Origin of the sequence: Mesorhizobium sp. M0062, assembly GCF_040323125.1 — a bacterium.
Classification (GTDB): domain Bacteria; phylum Pseudomonadota; class Alphaproteobacteria; order Rhizobiales; family Rhizobiaceae; genus Mesorhizobium.
The window spans coordinates 1-19,878 of the sequence record NZ_JAMYUO010000041.1; the positions used below are offsets into that span (position 1 = coordinate 1).

General features: G+C 59.7%; 22 protein-coding genes and 1 pseudogene. 16 read left to right on the forward strand and 7 right to left on the reverse strand.

The window, feature by feature from the left end; genetic code table 11:
• Positions 1–540: pseudogene (locus NKJ64_RS29200) on the reverse strand (IS1595 family transposase); the annotation flags it as partial.
• Between the two features lie 197 nt (positions 541–737).
• Between NKJ64_RS29200 and NKJ64_RS29205 the strand changes: the two are divergent.
• Entirely contained in the window at positions 738–830 is a 93-nt protein-coding gene (locus tag NKJ64_RS29205; RefSeq protein WP_352463758.1) for a DUF6471 domain-containing protein, read from the forward strand.
• A gap of 288 nt (positions 831–1,118) precedes the next feature.
• A complete protein-coding gene (locus NKJ64_RS29210) occupies positions 1,119–1,712 on the forward strand; it encodes a hypothetical protein (RefSeq protein ID WP_352463755.1) in 594 nt (197 codons plus the stop codon).
• Positions 1,713–2,086: 374 nt separating this feature from the next.
• On the opposite strand, the gene NKJ64_RS29215 is transcribed toward NKJ64_RS29210, so the two are convergent.
• The 6 genes from NKJ64_RS29215 to hemP form a co-directional block, all read right to left on the reverse strand.
• Positions 2,087–2,584, reverse strand: coding sequence for a hypothetical protein (locus tag NKJ64_RS29215; RefSeq protein WP_023706369.1), 498 nt, complete (start codon positions 2,582–2,584; stop codon positions 2,087–2,089).
• A gap of 938 nt (positions 2,585–3,522) precedes the next feature.
• A complete protein-coding gene (locus NKJ64_RS29220) occupies positions 3,523–4,134 on the reverse strand; it encodes a nitrogen fixation protein NifQ (protein ID WP_023687343.1) in 612 nt (203 codons plus the stop codon).
• A gap of 332 nt (positions 4,135–4,466) precedes the next feature.
• Positions 4,467–4,658: a ferredoxin gene (locus NKJ64_RS29225; protein WP_081725572.1), complete on the reverse strand. Its 192-nt coding sequence runs from the start codon at positions 4,656–4,658 to the stop codon at positions 4,467–4,469.
• A 40-nt stretch (positions 4,659–4,698) separates the two neighbouring features.
• On the reverse strand, positions 4,699–5,916 hold the full coding sequence (locus NKJ64_RS29230) for a cytochrome P450 (RefSeq protein WP_023727121.1): 1,218 nt from the start codon (positions 5,914–5,916) through the stop codon (positions 4,699–4,701).
• An 844-nt stretch (positions 5,917–6,760) separates the two neighbouring features.
• On the reverse strand, positions 6,761–7,852 hold the full coding sequence (locus NKJ64_RS29235; protein WP_023727120.1) for a hemin-degrading factor: 1,092 nt from the start codon (positions 7,850–7,852) through the stop codon (positions 6,761–6,763).
• A gap of 30 nt (positions 7,853–7,882) precedes the next feature.
• Positions 7,883–7,987 carry a hemin uptake protein HemP gene (gene hemP / locus NKJ64_RS29240; protein ID WP_023685012.1) on the reverse strand — a complete coding sequence of 35 codons (105 nt, stop codon included), beginning with the start codon at positions 7,985–7,987 and terminating at the stop codon, positions 7,883–7,885.
• A 536-nt stretch (positions 7,988–8,523) separates the two neighbouring features.
• Between hemP and NKJ64_RS29245 the strand changes: the two genes are divergently transcribed.
• From NKJ64_RS29245 to NKJ64_RS29310, 14 genes are all read left to right on the forward strand, one after another.
• On the forward strand, positions 8,524–8,844 hold the full coding sequence (locus NKJ64_RS29245; protein WP_023672207.1) for a HesB/IscA family protein: 321 nt from the start codon (positions 8,524–8,526) through the stop codon (positions 8,842–8,844).
• A 436-nt stretch (positions 8,845–9,280) separates the two neighbouring features.
• Positions 9,281–10,447 carry a cysteine desulfurase NifS gene (gene nifS / locus NKJ64_RS29250; RefSeq protein WP_023672209.1) on the forward strand — a complete coding sequence of 389 codons (1,167 nt, stop codon included), beginning with the start codon at positions 9,281–9,283 and terminating at the stop codon, positions 10,445–10,447.
• Between the two features lie 25 nt (positions 10,448–10,472).
• Complete coding sequence (nifV, locus tag NKJ64_RS29255; protein ID WP_023727119.1) at positions 10,473–11,681, forward strand: homocitrate synthase; 1,209 nt, start codon at positions 10,473–10,475, stop codon at positions 11,679–11,681.
• Complete coding sequence (gene nifW, locus NKJ64_RS29260; protein ID WP_023687348.1) at positions 11,678–12,058, forward strand: nitrogenase stabilizing/protective protein NifW; 381 nt, start codon at positions 11,678–11,680, stop codon at positions 12,056–12,058. Before nifV ends, nifW begins: the two co-directional genes overlap by 4 nt.
• 185 nt (positions 12,059–12,243) lie before the next feature.
• Positions 12,244–13,095 (forward strand): electron transfer flavoprotein subunit beta/FixA family protein, encoded by an 852-nt coding sequence (locus tag NKJ64_RS29265; RefSeq protein WP_023727118.1) that lies wholly within the window; start codon positions 12,244–12,246, stop codon positions 13,093–13,095.
• Positions 13,096–13,112: 17 nt separating this feature from the next.
• A complete protein-coding gene (locus NKJ64_RS29270; RefSeq protein WP_023685019.1) occupies positions 13,113–14,222 on the forward strand; it encodes an electron transfer flavoprotein subunit alpha/FixB family protein in 1,110 nt (369 codons plus the stop codon).
• A 10-nt stretch (positions 14,223–14,232) separates the two neighbouring features.
• Positions 14,233–15,540 (forward strand): FAD-binding protein, encoded by a 1,308-nt coding sequence (locus NKJ64_RS29275; RefSeq protein WP_352463756.1) that lies wholly within the window; start codon positions 14,233–14,235, stop codon positions 15,538–15,540.
• A gap of 11 nt (positions 15,541–15,551) precedes the next feature.
• Complete coding sequence (locus NKJ64_RS29280; protein ID WP_023687351.1) at positions 15,552–15,851, forward strand: ferredoxin family protein; 300 nt, start codon at positions 15,552–15,554, stop codon at positions 15,849–15,851.
• A gap of 51 nt (positions 15,852–15,902) precedes the next feature.
• Positions 15,903–16,217, forward strand: a complete 315-nt coding sequence (locus NKJ64_RS29285; protein ID WP_023727116.1) for a hypothetical protein — start codon at positions 15,903–15,905, stop codon at positions 16,215–16,217.
• A 374-nt stretch (positions 16,218–16,591) separates the two neighbouring features.
• A complete protein-coding gene (nifB, locus tag NKJ64_RS29290) occupies positions 16,592–18,070 on the forward strand; it encodes a nitrogenase cofactor biosynthesis protein NifB (RefSeq protein ID WP_023708818.1) in 1,479 nt (492 codons plus the stop codon).
• A 31-nt stretch (positions 18,071–18,101) separates the two neighbouring features.
• Entirely contained in the window at positions 18,102–18,296 is a 195-nt protein-coding gene (locus NKJ64_RS29295; RefSeq protein ID WP_023672218.1) for a 4Fe-4S dicluster domain-containing protein, read from the forward strand.
• A 98-nt stretch (positions 18,297–18,394) separates the two neighbouring features.
• Positions 18,395–18,715 (forward strand): nitrogen fixation protein NifZ, encoded by a 321-nt coding sequence (locus NKJ64_RS29300; protein ID WP_023672219.1) that lies wholly within the window; start codon positions 18,395–18,397, stop codon positions 18,713–18,715.
• Positions 18,712–18,924, forward strand: a complete 213-nt coding sequence (gene nifT, locus NKJ64_RS29305) for a putative nitrogen fixation protein NifT (protein ID WP_023672220.1) — start codon at positions 18,712–18,714, stop codon at positions 18,922–18,924. The genes NKJ64_RS29300 and nifT overlap by 4 nt, the downstream gene beginning before the upstream one ends.
• A 32-nt stretch (positions 18,925–18,956) precedes the next feature.
• A complete protein-coding gene (locus tag NKJ64_RS29310; protein ID WP_023727115.1) occupies positions 18,957–19,850 on the forward strand; it encodes an SIR2 family NAD-dependent protein deacylase in 894 nt (297 codons plus the stop codon).
• Positions 19,851–19,878 lie beyond the last annotated feature (28 nt).

Consider the following 19,878-nt stretch of genomic DNA (forward strand, 5'->3'; position numbering starts at 1 on the left):
ACAATCCCCGCCATGTTGCTCCAAAAAACCGCCGCCAGAGGCGTGCGCCCAGTCCAACCCGGCCCCGCCCGGGCCGCGCACCACGCCACCAAAGTAAGCGCCGTCAATCTCGACCTCGCCTTCAAGGGTTTCGTTCTTGGTTTCAGCCGACAGGCTTCGCGCAGCTTGTGAGCCAGCACAAAGGCGGTCTTGTACTGCACGTCCAGATCGCGAGAGAACTGGACCGCCGACATGCCCTTCGCGCCGTTAACAAACAGGCAGATCGCGGCGAGCAGATCGACAAACGACAGCTTGCGCCAAGGCGAACATCGTGCCCTCGTAACCGAGAACTGCGCCCCCGCAAGCGGCGCACTTGAACTTGCGACGGGTCGGAATGTCGTAATGATCCAGGCACCCGCATTTCCGGCAAACAGGCTCGCCTTGAGTCGAAGCCCAGCGAAGGCGCTTGAACGCGTCGTAAGCCTTTTCCTCGCCACCCTTGTAAATCTCTTTCAGAGAAAGGGAGCGGCTTTCGGCGGAAAGGAGGAAGTGTGGGGCTATTGTCATCATATCCGGTTATATGCGGGGCTTGTATCGCCAAATACAGGGGCCTGTACCACCGACTGTCATGATATTTTTTGAGGCGAGGCTATGGCAGGCAAGGACGACCCGCAGACCGTCGAATACGAGACGAAAGCCAAGAACCTTTGTCAGAGTTGAAGCGGAAGGGCGTTACCTATGCCCAACTCGCCGAAAAATTGGCGACTATGGACATTCACGAAACCGAGCGTAATTTGAACAACAAAATAAGCCGGGGGGCTTTAGCGCTGCGTTCTTACTGCAATGCTTAGACGCTATCGGGGCATCCTCATTGCGGCTTTCGGAGTAGTTTTACTCGGGGCGGCCTTACCGCCAGACGAGCGCAAGAGCACTCAGCCCCAACATTTCGAACAGCATCAAGAGACCATAGGCAACCCTGTTGCGGCAAGCCTCCGCCAGTCCAACAGGCAAATGAACCCCCAAGTTACACTAACCCATGCCAAGCAGGTCACGATGATCGCAGTTCCGATCTGTGTGCCCAGTGGAACGCTGCCGACGCTGCCCAACAGTCGGCGAACTGGACCACCATTGGCGCTATCGTGGGTGCTTTCACGCTCGCCGCTGCTATGGCCGCTGCTTACTACGCCAAAGAGGCTGCTAGGCACACCCAGCGCAGCGCCGACATTGCCGAAAAGGCTTTGCTCGATATCGAGCGCCCGTATTTGTTCGTCACCGCCACCAAACCGTTGGTGGGGGTGACGCACGATTGGGCTGACAAGCCCGACAACAAAAGACCAATTCCGGAAGCGGCATTCTCGATCAAGAATTTCGGACGCACTCCTGCCATCATAAACGAGATTCGGGCGAGCCTCCGGCTTTGCAACTTGCCGCCAACTCCGCATTACCATCCCGGAGAAATCAATGACGTTGAACGGGTGCTCGGGGCAGACGATGCTCTTAGCCCTGCAGCTTTTGATCGCGGCGGCCCTATCACAAACAATGTGCTGAATGAGCTTTTCCTGTCCGATACTCACATAGGGGCGGGTTCCCTTCCATATGTATCTGTATGGCGAGATCACTTATACGAGCGTCAACGGGATCACCGACCAATTCGGATTTATCTACCGCTACTCGCCTCCCGGCAATACGTTCCATTTGCAGGACATTCCCGGCTACACCTACCGCCACCGTGACGTGAAGAAACATAAGCAAAACGATGACTTATCGGCCTAGACTTGCTCCGAACGCGTAAAAGCGGCCTCGGGCGGTTGCAAGATCGCTACAATGTTTATTTTTGATATCCGCTCGGTAAGGCGCTTTTCGCTTAAGCAACTAGGCGTTCTCACATTTTTTGTTCAAGAACAAGGCGTTACACAACTTTCCTACGAGGCGAAAGCGCCTTAAGTGTCAACGTTTACATACGCGAAAGTGCCTAAACATCCTGCCTGCTGCGGATGGAAAAACGCTGACTGTAAAAGCCCGCCAACCTTTCGGCGGGCGGGCTTCCACTGCCGGAACTGGAGAGTGTCATGTCGACAGCCCCGACAGGTCGGAAAGGGGTCGCTGGTTAGCGGCGCGAGATCAGCAAGCAGAGCCGGCGCAGCTCACGATCATAGGTATCTTCGTTGCTAAGCACTTCGACGCAGCGCTTCTTCATCCGAGTGACCTGGGCGTTCGACATATCGCCGACAACGCTAGCCAGATTCGGGTTGCTCGAAGCGGTCGGGTTGCTGGGGTTGGCGGCTGGATTGGTTCCAACGCCGACATTTACGTCGGTACCGACCCCGGTGACGACACCGACATTGGCGCGGCCGGTGCCGATGGAAGCAGTCGCTCCGCCAGTGCCGCCGACGGAGGCTGCGGCATTTGCCCCAGAACCGCCTAGGGATACGCTAGCCGTAGCGCCGCTGTTGCCGCCCACATTAGCGCTGGCGCCTCCGCTGCCGACGGATACCCCGCCGACGCCTCCGACATTAATTCCAGCTGCAGTCGCTGGCATGCAAAGAATTACGAGAACACATCCGGCAGTCAGACTGCCCGTAAGAATTTCAAAAATTCTTGCCATAGTACGCCTCCTTGTTGCCCTGCAAAGGATGGGACATTTTTTGGGACCTACGGACCCCATAGTGACGCACTAGAGTTGAAAAACAACTTAACGGCCCGCGAAAGATTCGTTCTTGGATCATTACTTGGTAATTCTCAGGAGTCAGATATAATGAAATTTTACTTTGGCTCCTACGTGATTTTTCCATTTGTCAGATAATATCATTCCCTAAGCACTCCAGGTGCGGTGCAACAATGTTCAGGGATGACCGTCCGGCGGTCAGTAAGCGGCTACTACCGCCGATCGGACATACAACGCTATATTAGCACCTTTTGACGAACCCGACCGGCGGGCCGAGCCAGAATCCCGTCAGCGCAAAACCTGCAAAATCGCTTCCGATGCTCACCATTGACTAGCACGGAGGAAGTTCTGAGCGCCAAACACGGTGACCATCAACCTACGGCCGCTGGTAACTGTCGACGTCGAGCATTTCGCCTGGTTGAAAGCTATGTGGCGCCGAAGCGGAAGAAAACACTGCAGACCCCGTTTCCTAAAATCGTATCAGTTATAAAGGAGCAAACACGCCAGAAGTGAGATGACGCTGCCTAGCAGTTGGTCTGCCGTCAGGCCGGAAAAATAGACGAGATCGAACGCCAGTACAGCCATCGCTCTAGCCACTCATGAATTGGAAAACCTAACGAGCTGGTCACCAAGTCCGGCCTGCTCAAGATCGCGCAACGTGTCCTTCAACTCCTTGCGCTTGTTGCGATTGATGATGCCGGCTTAGGTTGTGGCGGCATCTAACAAACATTCGACTCGCGCCTGACATGACGACGACCCGCCGAAGCGAGCATCGCGAGCGCACAGTATTCAAATCCCCCAAGGCGTCCGTCGAGATTTGACAACAGACAGATGGCGCGGCGCGAGCTCTGACGCTGTACGACTGACGCAAGCGGCTCTCAATCCTGGGCGTTGTCCTTGGTCCGTGTGAGGCGGCTTTCGCCTTCCTCCGGGCCGAAGCAGCTTTCGAAATCATTGCAGTCCCGGCAACTGGGGGAGCTGCACAGCGAAAAGCCTTCGGCCTCGCAGAGCTTTCGGTAAAAGTATTTTTTCCATTTCATGTTTTGGGTGTTGCCGGCCGCCAGCGTCGGAAAATGCGAGGCGAGCAGGCGGCCGAGGTCGCTTCGACTAAAAAGGCCAAGGTCTTGCCAGAGGTGGTCATTGCGCATGGCACGCCGGGCGATGATCTTGGCGAAGCGGGCGCTTGCCTTGTCGTCGGGCCGGGCATGCGCCAGCAGCAGTCCGCGCAGAAGTTCTTCTTCCAGATCCGGCTCAGGCTCGCTCCCCTCTTCCAAGGCAAACGCGTTGATAGGAAAAGCAGGGAAACAGCGGGACAGGACATCGCGCAACTCGGCGCGCGAAAGTCCGGTTGCCTCCGTCGCCGTCGCCTCGCCGGCCTCGATCTCCTCGAGCGCACGTGAAAGCACACAGGCAAGCACATGCTGGTCGAACCTTCTCTCCAGCTGCGGCCATTGGCCGGTGCTGAGCCGGGCATAATGTTGGGCAAATATGGTGCGTTCTCCTGGTTTCGCCCTATCAAATCATGCAGAGACCCGGCATGCCGCAACATGGGTCGGGCAGTTCTTCGGTACGGCACTCCGGGTCGCCTCGCGTCGAGTAGTTCGGCAATTCTCGTCTGGTCCATCGGCTCTGGCGCAAATTCTGTGTTTCGAAGAGGTTCGCGAACCCCGGCCCTGCCGTTTGCGCCTCACGGGGAACACTGGCGCCGGAATTTGCCCCGCAGAGTTGGACGTGAACCGTGCGGGACAGAGGTCGCGTGCTGAGTGCGGCCACATGGTTCAAGCCGCCAGACTCACGGTTGAATGCTGTCTCATCCAGAGCGTCAGCGAGTGAGTTCCAGCGCACGTTCAGGACAGGATCGCGCGCCTCGTGATGCAGGCAGTTCCTCCCCTTCCGCAACTTCAATGTCACCAGGCAGGATGTAACCGTCATTATCGAGTTTAAAGATGTCCGGCGCTTGCGCCGCGCATCGCGCGTGGCCCTGGCATTTGGCCTTTTGGACGATGATGCGCATGGCGCTGCCTCCATTGTCTGTGCCCGGGCTCGGGGCGGGCCTAAGACCAGTCCAGGATCAAATTTTCGATCCCGAACACATGGCCGCCAGAAGTTATCGGCGCCGTACCCTGCTTGATCCTGAAAGCCGGGATGCGCGCCAGCCACTCCTCCAGGCCAATGACAATCTCGCGCCGGGCAAGGTGTGAGCCAAGGCAACGGTGGGGACCATAGCCAAACGCTGCGTGGCGGTTGTCCTCCCGCTCCAAATCAATCGTGTTGGGGCATTCGAATTCCGCCGGGTCACGATTGGCAATCATCGTGGCGCAGGAAACATAGTCCCCCTTCCGGATCGGCGCGCCTTCGAAGTCGATATCTTTCGTGGCCACGCGGATCAACTGAATGGGCGGATAGGCCCGCAGCAATTCTTCGGTTGCGAGCGGGATGCGGTCCGGTTCGCTCCGCAGCAATTGCTGATCTTTGAGGTTGCGTGCGAGGTACGCCAAGTCAAAGCCTATAGCTGCTGCGACCGTGTCGAGCCCAGCGACGAAGACAAGCACGCCGATGCCGCGGACTTGGGTGTCAGTCAGCCGGCGGCCCTCGACCTGTGCCTGCACTATAAAGGTCATGAAATCGTCAACCGCCTCATCGCGGCGCATGGCTGCAAGTTCGTCGATGAATGCCACGATCGTCCGGGCAGCCACAGGTCGTTCCTTATCGTCGCCGTGGAGCAGATCTTTCCCCCAGCCGACGAATGTATCGAGTCGGTCATCAGGCAACCCCAGAAAGCGAAGAAAGGTGCTCACCGCGAAAGGAAAGGCAAAATCCTTCATCACGTCGCAGCTTGTGCGCGACGCGGCGATCCTTTCGATCAGCTCGACCGCCCGTTCGCGGACAGCCGGTTCCAAAGCCAACACCCGCTTTGGCGAAAGCAGCGGATTAAGCAGTGAGCGAAAGACGCCATGGGCCGGTGGATCGAGCTCAAGCGGGATCGTCGGCCAGTTCTCACCCAGTATGGAGGAGAAGATGCTGCGATGGCTGGAAAAAGTCTCTGCGTCCTGCAGCACCTTCCGCTGGTCCGCGGCACGGGTGATGACCCAGGTACCCCGGCCATCTTGCGTGTTGTAGCGGGAGTAAAAGATCGGAGGCCCGTCATGTACGCAAGCGACAGCTGCGTGTGGATCCCCGTTGGGTGTTGGTGGCATCCCTGGCGATGTAAACAGGCTGAAGTCCCTCACCATTTCGGGCGGGACATGATCTGGAACGGGGTTGGTCGCCATTTTGTTTTCTCTACATTGGCGTTCATGGCTCAATTGAGATTGCACCGCTGTTCATAAAGTCGATTTCCAGCATGGGCACGTCTCTTGTCGGGCGCCTTCTAGATTCTGTCGCCTGATACAGCCCACCTGCACCAGCGCGGATGAGATGGGTTGCGAAGTCGATCAGAGGGGCATCTCCGCCGCGCTCCGGTCATGAAGCAAAGCGGCCGCTTCCCCGTTAGGGTTGAGAGACTGGTCAATCACCTCTGCCCTGCTGATCAAATTGTCGAAGCAAGTCGCGTGCCGGATAGGGTAGCCATGGCGGTGCACCAAGCAATGCCAGCCTGCGCTGGGTCTGCCGCTGATGATCACCTGTCCATCATTCTTATGACAACGTCCGACAACCGACATCCGTGGTCGGTTTTGTCGAGCCCGCGACATCGGGCTGTTCGGCTTGGCTGTTGCTGCACAGCCTGCCGGTCGACGAGCGAGTAGATCGCTCGCACGGCCCGGATTGAGCAACGACGGGATCCAGCGCAAGGATCGGGTGCGGTCCGAGAAGACCCGACGGCGCTTGCGCGAGACGATCGGAAATATCAAAAAGGTCAAGCCGCGCTTCGGTTCGGCGCTGATGGCGTATGCGTTTTATCGCTCGCAGGCGCTGCAAGGCTTTTCCGGCAGACGGCGATGCACTCGTGCGCACCGGTGCCGACCGGCGACCAGCTTGACTGTATAGATGCGGTCCATTCCGGCGTGCATCACCTGACCATGCGCATGCGCTACGACGGCATCCTTTCCGCTCATGGACCTAGATTTGCTCGCGAGCCGCTGTCGGAACGTGGTGCTGAGTCCTATCGCGGCCAATTCAATCCGAGGACCTGTCGGCAGTCAACACACCCCTGGAGGTCGGACCGGGAACGCGTGGCAGACTCTCGGCCAGAAACCGCCAGTCGCTGCCCTCGCGTTCGCCTTCCTTGCGCGTGCCGAAGAACTGGATGATCATCTTGCCGTCCGCGCCATAGGCTTCAATGGACGTAACGTGACCATCCCTCGTCGGCTTGCGCACGGCCCAGACCTCGCGGATGCGATGGGTCCTAAGATGCAGATGGAAGGTCTCTTCGAGCACATTGATCCGCGGCCCGATCTGCTTGACCGACCTGATCGGGCCGGAATGGATCTGAATGCAACCACGATTGCCGACAAAGCACATGATCGGCATCTCGTCTTCGGCCGCCTGTTGGAACAGGGCGCCAATGGCATCATTGTCGAGTAGCCAGGCGTCATCCTCGTCGGCCATACGCATCGCCTGGCAGCGGCTGAGCTTCAGTGTCTTCAACATATGGTAGAACTGATGCACGTCGCTTAGCCGGCCCCAGTGCTCGCGTAGGTCGTCGACCGTGGTGGCGTGGTCTGGACTCACTGCGTTATCGCGCGCCCCGCTCGCCTCGAGCGATATGATCGGCTCCTGGTCGGGGGATACAAGCTCTGCCGTCAGATCCTGATAGGCCTGCAGGTTCGAGGCGGGCGTGAGATGAGCTTTGTGCATCGCCTCGCCGGTGGCATCAAAGAATTGCAGGCTGCGGCGGATCTCGGCCCCCTCGCGCTTCTCGACGGCGAAGCCATACGCCCACGCTTTCGGGAAGATGCGCAGGTCGATCTCGTCGCCGAGCAGTATGGCATGCTGGTTGCCGGTGACCACTTTGCCGTAGACGGCAATCTTTTGGTGCACGGCACTTTCGTTGCTGGTGACCGCCATCACCTCGCCGACCGCTTCGAGGCCGGTCAGCAGATCATCGACGCGCGGCTCGATGCGCACCGCGCCGTGACCACAATGCGCCGCGACCAACTCGGCTTCCGAAATGCCCAATCGAGCGGCGAGATCATGCTCCCGGATCTTCGGATTGTCTTTGCACGCCCGCCGGATTTCGTCGGGCGACGGTTTCTCGCGTTGGTCCATGCTTACCCCTGTTTCTACGACGTGTGAGGATCATCTGCCCTGCCCGGGAATCTTCAGCCGATAAGGCGCGCCGAAATGCTCGATCCTGATCTGCTGCTGGCCCATGAACAAGGTGTCGCTGGACAGCGTGCGCACGGCGTCGCACCGATGCGAAAACCGGCGAGCAGCCACATGCCGATGGCATCCCATCGAGCCGGTCGGCGGCTACTGGGCGGTAGTGAGCCAGTATGGATGTTGTCGCAATCGGCCAAGCGGGCATTCGGATGCCACGAGCGGCGCTGCTTTGCCAACAACGCGTATCTGACCACGGTCCTGACATGTTACTCCCTTGCTTCGCCCCATCCATCGCGATGGCACCCACGGCATGGTTGTGGATCGGCATGCTCTTGCCGTCTCGCCAAACGGAGCTTCAAAAACCGTGCCAATTGCGCCGAGGCAAGCTCAGAAGAAGTTCTGTCCTTGGTGATGTGAGTTCACCCAAGAACTCAGGCCAACATCCCTCGTGCCGGACCCGACAAACCCGACAGCACGTGTCGATTGGCCGACACCTTATCAGCAATCAAGAGGCACCAGTGCGAGAGATGCCGCGCTGTGTTGAAACGTTTTTTGGCTTTGGCACGGTGCATGCAACGTGATGGGCAAGCAGGTCGCGGACTGAGGAGAATGGAGCCATGATTACGCTCACCGACAACGCTGTTGCCGCCTTCAAGACTGCTCTTTGCCGTGCCAGCGAGCCGGCGGAAGGCTTTCGCATTATGGTCGAGGCCGGCGGCTGCGCAGGCTTCAAATACTTAATGGGCCTGGAGAGCGTGTCGCGCGAGGGCGACGCGATCACTGACACAGATGGGGTCAAGCTGTTCGTGGACGCGGGCTCCCAACCCCATGTAGCCGGCATGACCGTCGACTTCCTCACCGGGCTCCAATCTTCCGGTTTTGTCTTCGATAACCCCAATGCGCGCGAAAAGTGCGGCTGCGGCAAGTCCTTCAGTTAAGCGCCCGAAGCGCCTGTGCGGCCGACAGAGTGATTTTGCGGCAGAGGAGACTTATATGGCCGGCACAACAGATGTCCCCGTCCTAAAAAACAAGACAAGGTCAAAGCCGATCTCGGGACCGCCATTCGCTCCCAGTAGGATTCAAAGAACGTCGCCTCCCGAAGCAGCTCGGTTCCTGGTGGCACCCGAGCTGCTTGCGGACAAATCGCGCCGCTGCGCCAAATTCGGCTCATCGGTAGCGTTATCGCGTTCGGGCGTCCTTACCTGCCGGCTGACCTACGGCCACTGCGAACATGTACATATCGACGGAGATCCGGTTTACGTCAAACACTCCGGGCGCCTGCGCGCACTGCCAGTTCAAATGATCATCAACGGCATGCGCCAGAGGCTCAACGAGTCGGTCTCGCGTCATTCTGTTTAACTGAGGATCGCACCTATGAAGCCTGTCTACCTCGACAACAACGCAACCACACGGGTCGATCCTGAGGTCGTGCAAGCGATGTTGCCGTTCTTTAGGGATCAATTCGGCAACCCTTCGTCGGCACACGCTCTTGGCGCCTCAGTCAGTGCGGCGGTGAGAAAGGCGCGGAGGCAGTTGCAAGCTCTGATCGGCGCGGAGTTCGAGGATGAGATCACTTTCACCTCGGGTGGGACAGAAAGCGACAATGCAGCGCTTCTTTCAGCGCTCGAGGCGGCGCCCAACCGAACCGAGATCGTGACGTCCGCGGTCGAGCATCCCGCCGTGCTGACGCTCTGCGAGCATCTTGAGAAGACCCGCCGCCTCAAGGTGCACAGGATCCCGGTGGATTGCCGTGGTCGGCTCGATCTCGACGCCTATATGGCCGCCCTCACCCCACAGGTTGCAATCGTGTCAATAATGTGGGCGAACAACGAGACTGGTGTGATCTTCCCCGTGGCAAGGCTTTCCGAGTTGGCCAAGGAAGTGGGCGCCCTATTCCATACCGATGCTGTGCAGGCGGTCGGCAAGCTTCCGATGGACCTGAAGTCGACCGCAATCGACATGCTGTCGCTCTCCGGCCACAAGCTGCACGGGCCGAAAGGGATCGGTGCGCTTTTCGTAAAACGTGGCGTCGATTTCCATTCGCTGATCAAGGGGGGTCACCAAGAGCACAACCGGCGTGCTGGAACCGAGAATACGCCCGGCATAGCCGGGCTCGGCACGGCGGCCGAACTCGCCTTGAAATTCATGGACGACGAGACCACACGGGTAAAGTCGCTCCGCGATCGCCTGGAGGGCGGGATCCTCCAGCGCATCCCAAGCACCTGTGTCACTGGTGATCCCTTGCAACGGTTGCCCAACACCGCAAACATCTCCTTCGAACATGTCGAAAGTGATGGAATTCCACTTCTCCTCAGCCGCATTGGCATCGCGTGTTCCTCTGGCTCGGCCTGCACCTCCGGCTCTCTGGAACCAAGCCATGTCCTAAGCGCGATGAAAACGCCACACGCGGCAGTCCGCTTCTCCTTGGCGCGGGACAACAGCGAAGAGGACATCGACCGGGTGCTCGAGGTCATGCCGGGAATCGTGGGGAAGCTGCGCAGCTTTTCCGGTTCTGGGCCGGGTAGTCCGGTCTATGCGTGAGCCGCAGAAGAACAGGCTGCCTGTCATGACCGGTCATGTCTCCCTCAACGATACGACCTTGCGCGATGGCGAGCAGGCGCCGGGCGTCGCCTTCACCACGACGGAAAAGCTGGAGATCGCTGAGTCTCTTGCGGCGGCTGGCGTGACAGAGATCGAGATCGGCACGCCGGTCATGGGCGTCGACGAGATGGAAACAATTCGCGCCGTGGTAGCGCGGCGTCTTCCGGTTCGGCTCATGGCCTGGTGCCGGATGACGTCGTTGGATCTCGATGCAGCGATCGAGAGCGGCGTCCAAGCGGTCAATTTGTCGCTGCCTGCGTCGGACATCCAACTTGCCGCCAAGCTCGGCCTCGACAAGGCGGGAGCGCTCCAGGTCATCGATCATATGGTCAGGCGCGCCGCCGATGCCGGCTTCTTCGTCGCGGTGGGCTGCGAGGATGCCTCGCGGGCCAATCGGGATCATCTCGCCCGCGTCATCGAGACGGCCGCACGCGCCGGCGCAAGCCGCGTGAGGCTGGCCGACACAGTCGGTGTTCTCGACCCGTTTTCGACCTTCGAACTTGTCGCCCAGCTCGTGGTGCAGTCTCCAATCGACCTTGAATTTCATGCGCACAACGATCTCGGACTTGCTGGCGCCAACACGCTGGCGGCGATCCGCGCAGGCGCGCGCCATGCCTCCGTCACCGTCCTGGGGCTCGGCGAGCGTGCGGGCAATGCCGCGCTGGAGGAGGTGGCCGCCGCAATGGCAGTCTTCGACGGCGCAGACACCGGCATTGAGCTGACCGCATTGCCCGGCCTCGCCGCCCAGGTGGCTTGGGCCGCCCGCCGGCAGACCGCAGCCACTAAGCCGGTCGTCGGCGCCGATGTTTTCACCCACGAATCCGGCATTCACGTCGCAGGGCTGCTGAAGGACTCGCGTACTTATCAGGGGCTCGATCCGACTCTCGTGGGCCGCTGCCGGCGGATCGTCATCGGCAAGCATTCCGGCGCGACTGCGATTGCCCATGTGCTGAGCGAAAGCGGTCGCGATCTCGACCCGGATCTGGCAGCCGCGATGGTGGCCCGCGTCCGACGCGAGGCGGCCGAGACCAAATCGACCGTAACTGCAACTCGACTGGTCGAGCTCTACGATGGAATGTGCAGCGAGGCATCCCTCATCGAGCTGTGCGGGTCCAAGTCAGCCGTGCGCGAGCGCACAGAGGCCACAGTTTTGCGACCAGGAAGAATGCAATGAATTGTTCCGCTGACAGCCGCCCCATGGATGTCACCGACATCCTCGCACGACTGAAGCGCTTGTCGGCTGCAGAGGAATTCTTCTCAGTCCTAGGCGTCGCCTATGACCCGAAGGTACTGAATGTCTCGCGGCTCCATATCATGAAGCGTGTGGGCCAATACCTCGCCGAAGAAGATTTCTCCGGTCTGCCCGACCAGGTGATTGCCGCGAGGGTGCGCGCGACGCTCGAACGCGCTTACGAGGACTTTGCGATTTCCTCGCCGCTCACGCATCGGATTTTCAAGGTGCTCAAGGACCACGATCCGAACAAACCTGCCGCGCCGGGTCACACCTTTGTTCCGTTCGACTCGGTACTGAAGCGGTTCGGACGGGAATGATCGGCGACAAGGGTGCGACGCGACAATGTCGAGCAGCCGCCAAATGCGGTCATCACCACAGCGCCGTCAGAAGCAACCAGCCGAAGTTGTAGGAAAGGGGGAGCGCAAGAGACTTGGCACGAATAATGCGGACAAAGGAGATAACCGCAATGCCGGACCCGGACAGGAGCCTAGAGAAACCGCCAATGCACATTGTAATCTGCATCAAGCAGGTGCCGGACTCGACACAGATAAGGGTCCATCCGGTCACGAACACGATCATGCGCCAGGGTGTTCCGACCATCATCAACCCTTACGACCTGTTCGCCCTCGAAGAAGCGCTCAGACTGCGCGACGCACATGGCGGCGAAGTCACTGTGCTCACCATGGGTCCGCCCATGGCAGAGGACGCGCTGCGCAAGGCGCTCGGTTACGGCGCCGACCGAGCGGTGCTCTTGACCGACCGCTATTTTGCCGGCTCCGACACGCTGGCAACCTCGTTCGCCCTTTCCCAGGCAATCGCGAAGATTGGCGAGACGTTCGGCACGCCAGACCTCGTCTTCACCGGCAAGCAGACGATCGATGGCGACACCGCCCAGGTCGGGCCCGGCATCGCCAAGCGCCTCGGACTCCTGCAACTGACCTATGTCGCGAAGATCCCTTCTGTCGACCTTGCTGCACGCGAGATCAAGGTCGAGCGCCGTTCCGAAGGCGGCACACAGATGCTGAAGAGCAGGCTCCCTTGCCTCATCACCATGCTGGAAGGCACAAACGAGATCCGCCGGGGCTCGATCCAGGACGCCTTGTGCGCCGCGCGCAGCCAGGTCTTGAAATGGAGCGCGGCCGACGCCGGCATTGAGGATCTCACCAAATGCGGCCTGCGCGGTTCACCGACGGTCGTCAAACGTGTTTTCGCCCCTCCTGCTCGAGCTGAAAAGGCGGCACAAATCGACACCGCCGAGAAGGCCTTGCGCGATGTCGCTGACGAACTCATCACCGCAATCTTCACCCGCCAGCCGGCGCTGGAACATGAGCTCGCCTTTAACGGCGGCGCGTGACGGCAAGGAGCAAAACGATGTCGACCGCGAACGGAGAAACCCCTCGCCCTGCCGCCGGCCGCGCCGGCATAAAGAAGGAATTGCCCGCCCATTTCAAGGACTATCGGCACGTTTGGGTTTTCATCGAGCTCGAACGTGGCGAGGTCCATCCGGTATCATTCGAACTGCTCGGCGAAGGCCGCAACTTAGCAGACAAGCTTCAGGTCCAGCTTGCAGGTGTCGTGCTTGGACCGCCGGGAGAGGCCGTGGGGAACGCCGTTGCCGAAGCATTCGCGTATGGCGCTGACCTTGTCTACATCGCCGAGGCGCCCCTGCTCGCCGACTATCGGAATGAACCTTTCACCAAGGCGTTGACGGATCTGGTCGATACCCACAAACCCGAAATCCTTCTTCTCGGTGCCACCACACTGGGCAGGGATCTTGCCGGCTCCGTGGCGACGACCTTGCAGACGGGGCTCACGGCCGACTGCACCGAACTCGATGTAGATACCGACAGTTCGCTCGCCGCCACGCGTCCGACTTTCGGCGGTTCCTTGTTGTGCACGATCTATACGCTCAATTTCCGCCCGCAGATGGCGACCGTGCGGCCGAGGGTCATGCCCATGCCGCAGCGGACGGATAAACCGGTCGGGCGTGTCATCCGGCACAAGCTTTCGCTTGCCGAGGACGAGATCGCTACCAAAGTCCTCGGCTTCCTGCCGGACAATCAGTCGGCGAAGGCAAACCTTGCCTATGCCGACGTCGTGGTTGCGGGAGGCCTTGGTCTTGGCGCGGCGGAGAACCTGCAGCTTGTGAAGAACCTCGCACGAGCAATCGGCGCCGAGCACGGCTGTTCGCGTCCGTTAGTCCAGAAGAGCTGGATGCCAGCTGATCGGCAGATCGGCCAAACTGGCAAGACGATCCGGCCGAAGCTTTACATAGCGGCCGGGATTTCCGGCGCCGTCCAGCATCGGGTTGGCGTGGAGGGGGCGGATCTCATCGTGGCCATCAACACCGACCCGAACGCGCCGATTTTCGATTTCGCTCACCTCGGAATCGTCACCGACGCGATCCGCTTCCTGCCCGCACTGACGGAAGCCTTCACCCGGCGGCTGTCGCCCCACAGTCGCGATAAGCTTTCGAGCTAAGGGGATGGACATGATCGAGGAAAACTTCGACGCCATTGTTGTTGGGGCAGGCATGTCCGGAAACGCAGCTGCTTACACCATGGCCAGCCATGGCCTGAAGGTGCTGCAGTTGGAGCGGGGTGAATACCCGGGCTCCAAGAATGTCCAGGGTGCCATCATGTACGCGAACATGCTGGAGAAGATCATCCCGGATTTCCGGGATGATGCGCCTCTCGAGCGGCATTTGGTTGAACAGCGGCTTTGGGTGATGGACGACACATCCCATACCGGGATTCACTATAGGTCGGACGACTTCAATGAGGCGAAGCCCAACCGATACACGATCATCCGTGCCCAGTTCGATAAATGGTTTTCGCGTAAGGTGCGCGCGGCCGGCGCGACCGTTCTGTGCGAGACGACCGTGACGGAACTCATCCGTGATGCCAAGGACAGGGTGATCGGCGTCCGCACAGACCGGGCGGGCGGGGCCATCTACGCGGACGTGGTCGTTCTCGCAGAAGGTGTCTGCGGACTGCTTGGCACTCGAGCCGGCCTGCGCGAGATGCCAAAGCCGCAAGTCGTGGCCCTCGCCGTCAAGGAAATGCATTTCTTGCCCGAAGAGGTCATTGAGCAGCGGTTCGGCGTAAAGGGCGATGAGGGCTGCGTGATCGAGGCGGTGGGCACGACCTCCCGCAGCATGGCCGGGCTCGGCTTCCTCTATACCAACAAGGAGTCCATCTCACTGGGCATTGGCTGCCTCGTCTCCGATTTTGCCGCGATGGTCGAGAGCCCCTACGTTCTCCTTGATGCCTTGAAGAGCCATCCTTCGATCCGGCCGCTGATCGCCGGCTCGGAAGTGAAAGAATATTCCGCACACCTCATTCCCGAAGGCGGCTACAAGGCTATTCCGCAGCTCTTTGGCGATGGTTGGGTCGTGGTCGGCGATGCCGCGCAACTGAACAACGCGATTCACCGCGAGGGTTCAAACCTCGCCATGACCTCCGGCCGCATTGCGGCTGAGGCAATCGTCGAGGTCAAGAGCCGCAACGGTCCGATGAACAAACGGAATCTCGCCCTTTACAAAGCCATGCTGGACAAGTCCTTCGTGGTCAAGGACCTGAGGAAATACAAAGACATGCCGGCCTTGCTCCACACCAATTCATGCAATTATTTCACGACTTATCCGCGGTTGATGTCGCAAGCTGCGCAGAACTTCATGCGTGTCGACGGCACGCCGAAGATCGAGAAGGAAAAGGCGACCACGGCGGCCTTCATCAAGGCGCGCTCGCGCTGGGGGCTGGTCAGCGACGCGGTCCGCCTTGCATTGGCGTGGCGCTGAGGGGAGACGATATGACCAGCGCAGCGACGAAGTCACGTGTCGAGGACAAGCTTTACCAGAACCGCTACTTGGTGGATTCCGGCCGCCCGCACATCAAAGTGCGACCGCACCAGAAGCCGAGCGCGAATTTGCTTGCGCTGACCCACGTCTGCCCGGCGAAATGTTATGAGTTGAACGACAAGGGTCAAGTGGAGATCACTGCCGACGGCTGCATGGAGTGCGGCACCTGCCGGATTTTGTGCGAGACGAGTGGTGAGATCGAGTGGAACTATCCACGCGGCGGTTTCGGAATCCTCTTTAAATTCGGATGACCGGCGCACGCATGCCCTAAGCAGATACCGCGCTCAGGGACTCTACGATATGTGAAGGTGCTGACCGCGCCAAGCGAGCTGGAGATTACGCTCGCCATACGCTGGGCAATTGTCGTGAACGTCCTGCCCACGTTTCTGCAGACGGGTGATGGAGAAGTCGTCGTCTGGACGCTGAAGGAGAGCCGGAGATTGCCGCCACTGCCGGCAACACCCACGCACCTCAATCAGGCACTCGCCGCCTCATACCACAGGCTGTACCAGATCGAGCGGATTGCGGCTGCCGGCCAGTCGCATTGGCGCCTCCGCAGCAAGGTATCTCCCCTTACGGCCGGCGTCCGAACCATGCCGCTTGTCGCCCGCATCTGACGGAACGCTAGTGGCTGATCGACGCGATTGACAAGGCCGGTTGGGTTTTGCCAGGGCGGCTCGTAATCCTGGCCTCACGCCCTGGATAATCGGCTACGCCCTGCGCCGGCATGGTATCAAGGTTAAGAAATTCGGGACGTCGTGATGACGTCAAGCGTAAGCAGCCCGGAGTGGTCTCGCTCACACTCTGCGCGCCCGAGGCTGCTAGCCTCGCGACCCTATTTGCCTGTCCACTGTCGTAAGCCCGACAGGTGTGTCGGAGCAATCCGAAGGAATGTGACACGGGAAGCCTATTCAATGAACCGAAACAGCTCTTTGGGCTGGCATAGCTCTTGCGCTTTGAACTGCGACACCACGCAGCAACGGAGCCGTTCATGTCTGCACCGGCAATTTCGCTTGAGAGCCTCAGCACGACATTCGGTGACCAGTTGCTTGGCACCATGAAACTCGGGGGCTGCGCGTCTTCGTCCTGCGGCTCGTCGACAAAGCCCGACGACACGGATCCGGCTGTCTGGGAGAAGATCAAGGATCACCCCTGCTTTTCAGAAGAGGCGCATCACTATTTCGCGCGTATGCACGTCGCGGTCGCGCCGGGCTGCAACATCCAGTGCAACTACTGCAATCGCAAATATGACTGCGCCAACGAAAGCCGGCCCGGGGTGGCCTCTGAAAAGCTGACGCCCGATCAGGCTCTACGCAAGGTGATCGCGGTCGCCAATGAGGTGCCGCAGCTTTCCGTGCTCGGCATCGCCGGACCGGGCGACGCCTGCTACGACTGGAAGAAGACGAAGGCGACCTTCGCCAGGGTCGCCAGGGAAATCCCAGACATCAAGTTTTGCATATCCACGAATGGGCTGGCGCTGCCCGACCATGTCGATGAGCTTGCTGACATGAATGTCGATCACGTGACGATCACGATCAACATGGTCGACCCTGAGGTCGGTGCAAAGATCTATCCTTGGATCTTTCACGATCATCGCCGCTACGTCGGCATTGAAGCCACCCGGATCCTGCACCAGCGGCAGATGTTGGGCCTGGAGATGCTGACCGCGCGGGGCATCCTCACCAAAATCAACTCGGTGGTGATCCCGGGCGTGAATGATGAGCATCTGATCGAGGTGAATAGATGGATTAAGGAGCGAGGCGCGTTCCTGCACAACCTTATGCCGCTGATTTCGGACCCGGCCCACGGCACGCACTACGGTCTGAGCGGGCAGCGCGGCCCAAACGCAATGGAGATGAAGGCTCTTCAGGATCGTGTCGAAAACGGCGCCCAGTTGATGCGCCACTGCCGGCAGTGCCGGGCAGATGCCGTGGGCCTGCTCGGAGAAGATCGTGGCCAGGAATTCACAGTCGACCGGATTCCCGGCGAGGTCACCTACGATGCCAGCAAACGCAAGGCCTATCGGGAGCTGGTCGCGGAGGAGCGCCGTGATCACGTCGAGGCTAGGAGAGAAGCGATCGGATTGGTCAAGGCAGCGAGCCCCGGCAAGTCCCTTCTCTTCGCGGTGGCGACCAAGGGCGGCGGCCGCGTCAATGAGCATTTCGGCCATGCGAAGGAATTCCAGGTTTATCAAGCCTCGCTGAAAGGGATCAGCTTCGTCGGGCATCGGAAGGTGGACAAGTATTGCCTTGGCGGCTGGGGCGCAGAAGCCGCCCTCGATGGCGTCATCGCAGCGCTTCAAGGCATAGATATCGTGCTGTGCGCCAAGATTGGAAATTGCCCGCAGGATCAGCTCGCGGAGGCTGGAATCAGAGCCACCGACGCCTGTGCCCATGACTATATCGAGACAGCAATCAGCGCGATTTACATCGCCGCATCTGGGACCCCCACACTCGCGGCGACGGCCTGAGCTGTCTCATTCATTCGGACCAGGAGTTAAAATGGCTTTCAAGATCATCGCATCCCAATGCACCCAATGCGGCGCCTGCGAATTCGAATGTCCTTCCGGCGCGATCAAGTTCAAAGGCGAGAGCTACGTGATCGAGTCACAGAAGTGCACCGAATGCGAGGGGGTCTTCGATGCGCAGCAATGTGCCTCGGTATGTCCGGTGCCGAAGACCTGCGTTCCTGCGTAACGGACATTGGACTGCCGACATGGTTGGGGGCTGCCTACGCAGGACGCCTGGAACGCCTTGTTCGCAATCTCAGCCGCAAGAGAAATCAGGGAACGGACATGTCGCTCGGACGCGAAGAGGAGATCGAAATCCGCAGGCCTCCACGATTCATGCCGGGAGAGCGGGTACGTGCCACTCGCCACATAAAGAATGACGGCACCTATCCTGGCAGGGAGATCGGCGAAAATCTCGTGCGGAAGGGGGACGAGGGATATGTGCGCGACATTGGCACCTTTCTCCAGCAGTTCTTCATCTATGCGGTCGAGTGGATCGACCGTGGCACCGTAGTCGGTATGCGAGCGCGTGAACTGATGAGCCTCGACGAGGCCGAGGCGCCCTGCAGTGCTGAAAGCAATACCAATGAAGGGACGGCCAGATGAAAGTCATGATCCGCAGGACCGATGCTGGTTTGTCAGCGTATGTCCCCAAAAAGGACCTCGAAGAGCCGATCATCAAACTCGAGAAGGAAGAGTTGTGGGGCGGAACGGTCACGCTCAGGAACGGGTGGCGGCTCCTCCTACCCGATCTCCCACACGATACGCGTCTGCCGATCACCGTCGAGGCAAGGAAGATTTCCGAAGAGGGCTGATGCTGCCCCTAGGTGCGTCGCGAGGAAACGAGATGAACACGATCCTGACATCGGGCCACCTCGTCATTGTGCGGGACAGTTTTGCTGAAAAGCTGCTTGACCTGGCGAAGGAAGCGCTCGCCGCCGATGAGGTGATCCCCTATCTCGGTCCGGGTCTTCTTGAGTTGAACTGTGTGGAACCGCCTGTGCCGCATACCCCGGAGGTTGTTGCCGCGGCACTCAATGCACGGGCTCCAGCCCCTTCCAGGATCCGCACCAATATGTGGTCGGTTGCACAGTTCATCGAACAGCGCCGGCATCGCCGGACGCTTCAAGCTTGGATGACCGACATATTCGCAGCGCCGGTGGGGCCGACCCCCTTCCACGCCTGGCTCGCAAGGCTGCCACTCTCCCTCATCATCGACAGCTGGTATGACAGCGCGGTGCGCACGGCTCTGGTAGAGACCGGCCGAACGGACGTCGTTGAGATACAAGGCGTCACGCGCGCGAATGAAATCGGCAACATTTGGACGAAAACCTACGATTTGTCCGGGAGGGAGCTCGACCCCCGATTGGGGGCCAAGACGGTTCTCTATTCACCTCACGGGAGTATTAAGCCCGCGCAAAACTTTCTCGTCGCAGATTCCGACTACGTCGAAGTCCTGTCCGAAATTGATATCCAGACACCGATCCCAGACGCTGTGAAGGAACGGCGCATCACCCGTGGATTTTTCTTCGTTGGCTGCCGCTTCAACGATCAGATGCTGCGCACCTACGCCAGACAGATCATGAAGCGCTCCCGCGGTCCCTATTGCACCGTAATGGACGCGGAAACCCTGACCAGAAACGAAGCGCGTTTTCTTGCGGCAAGCGGAATCACGGTGATCGACATGCCACTAAGTCAAGCGGCGGCTCGGCTTGTGGGAACGGGCACGGCTGCAGGTTGAGGACGGGATTAACAATGGCGGATGCCTT

Excerpts from the sequence above, each read along its gene's own strand:
- NKJ64_RS29215 (WP_023706369.1), bottom strand. The coding sequence starts at position 2,584 with ATGGCAAGAATTTTTGAAATTCTTACGGGCAGTCTGACTGCCGGATGT.
- NKJ64_RS29225 (WP_081725572.1), bottom strand. The coding sequence starts at position 4,658 with ATGCGCATCATCGTCCAAAAGGCCAAATGCCAGGGCCACGCGCGATGC.
- NKJ64_RS29230 (WP_023727121.1), bottom strand. The coding sequence starts at position 5,916 with ATGGCGACCAACCCCGTTCCAGATCATGTCCCGCCCGAAATGGTGAGG.
- NKJ64_RS29235 (WP_023727120.1), bottom strand. The coding sequence starts at position 7,852 with ATGGACCAACGCGAGAAACCGTCGCCCGACGAAATCCGGCGGGCGTGC.
- NKJ64_RS29245 (WP_023672207.1), top strand. The coding sequence starts at position 8,524 with ATGATTACGCTCACCGACAACGCTGTTGCCGCCTTCAAGACTGCTCTT.
- nifS (WP_023672209.1), top strand. The coding sequence starts at position 9,281 with ATGAAGCCTGTCTACCTCGACAACAACGCAACCACACGGGTCGATCCT.
- nifV (WP_023727119.1), top strand. The coding sequence starts at position 10,473 with ATGACCGGTCATGTCTCCCTCAACGATACGACCTTGCGCGATGGCGAG.
- nifW (WP_023687348.1), top strand. The coding sequence starts at position 11,678 with ATGAATTGTTCCGCTGACAGCCGCCCCATGGATGTCACCGACATCCTC.
- NKJ64_RS29265 (WP_023727118.1), top strand. The coding sequence starts at position 12,244 with ATGCACATTGTAATCTGCATCAAGCAGGTGCCGGACTCGACACAGATA.
- NKJ64_RS29270 (WP_023685019.1), top strand. The coding sequence starts at position 13,113 with ATGTCGACCGCGAACGGAGAAACCCCTCGCCCTGCCGCCGGCCGCGCC.
- NKJ64_RS29275 (WP_352463756.1), top strand. The coding sequence starts at position 14,233 with ATGATCGAGGAAAACTTCGACGCCATTGTTGTTGGGGCAGGCATGTCC.
- NKJ64_RS29280 (WP_023687351.1), top strand. The coding sequence starts at position 15,552 with ATGACCAGCGCAGCGACGAAGTCACGTGTCGAGGACAAGCTTTACCAG.
- nifB (WP_023708818.1), top strand. The coding sequence starts at position 16,592 with ATGTCTGCACCGGCAATTTCGCTTGAGAGCCTCAGCACGACATTCGGT.
- NKJ64_RS29295 (WP_023672218.1), top strand. The coding sequence starts at position 18,102 with ATGGCTTTCAAGATCATCGCATCCCAATGCACCCAATGCGGCGCCTGC.
- NKJ64_RS29300 (WP_023672219.1), top strand. The coding sequence starts at position 18,395 with ATGTCGCTCGGACGCGAAGAGGAGATCGAAATCCGCAGGCCTCCACGA.
- nifT (WP_023672220.1), top strand. The coding sequence starts at position 18,712 with ATGAAAGTCATGATCCGCAGGACCGATGCTGGTTTGTCAGCGTATGTC.
- NKJ64_RS29310 (WP_023727115.1), top strand. The coding sequence starts at position 18,957 with ATGAACACGATCCTGACATCGGGCCACCTCGTCATTGTGCGGGACAGT.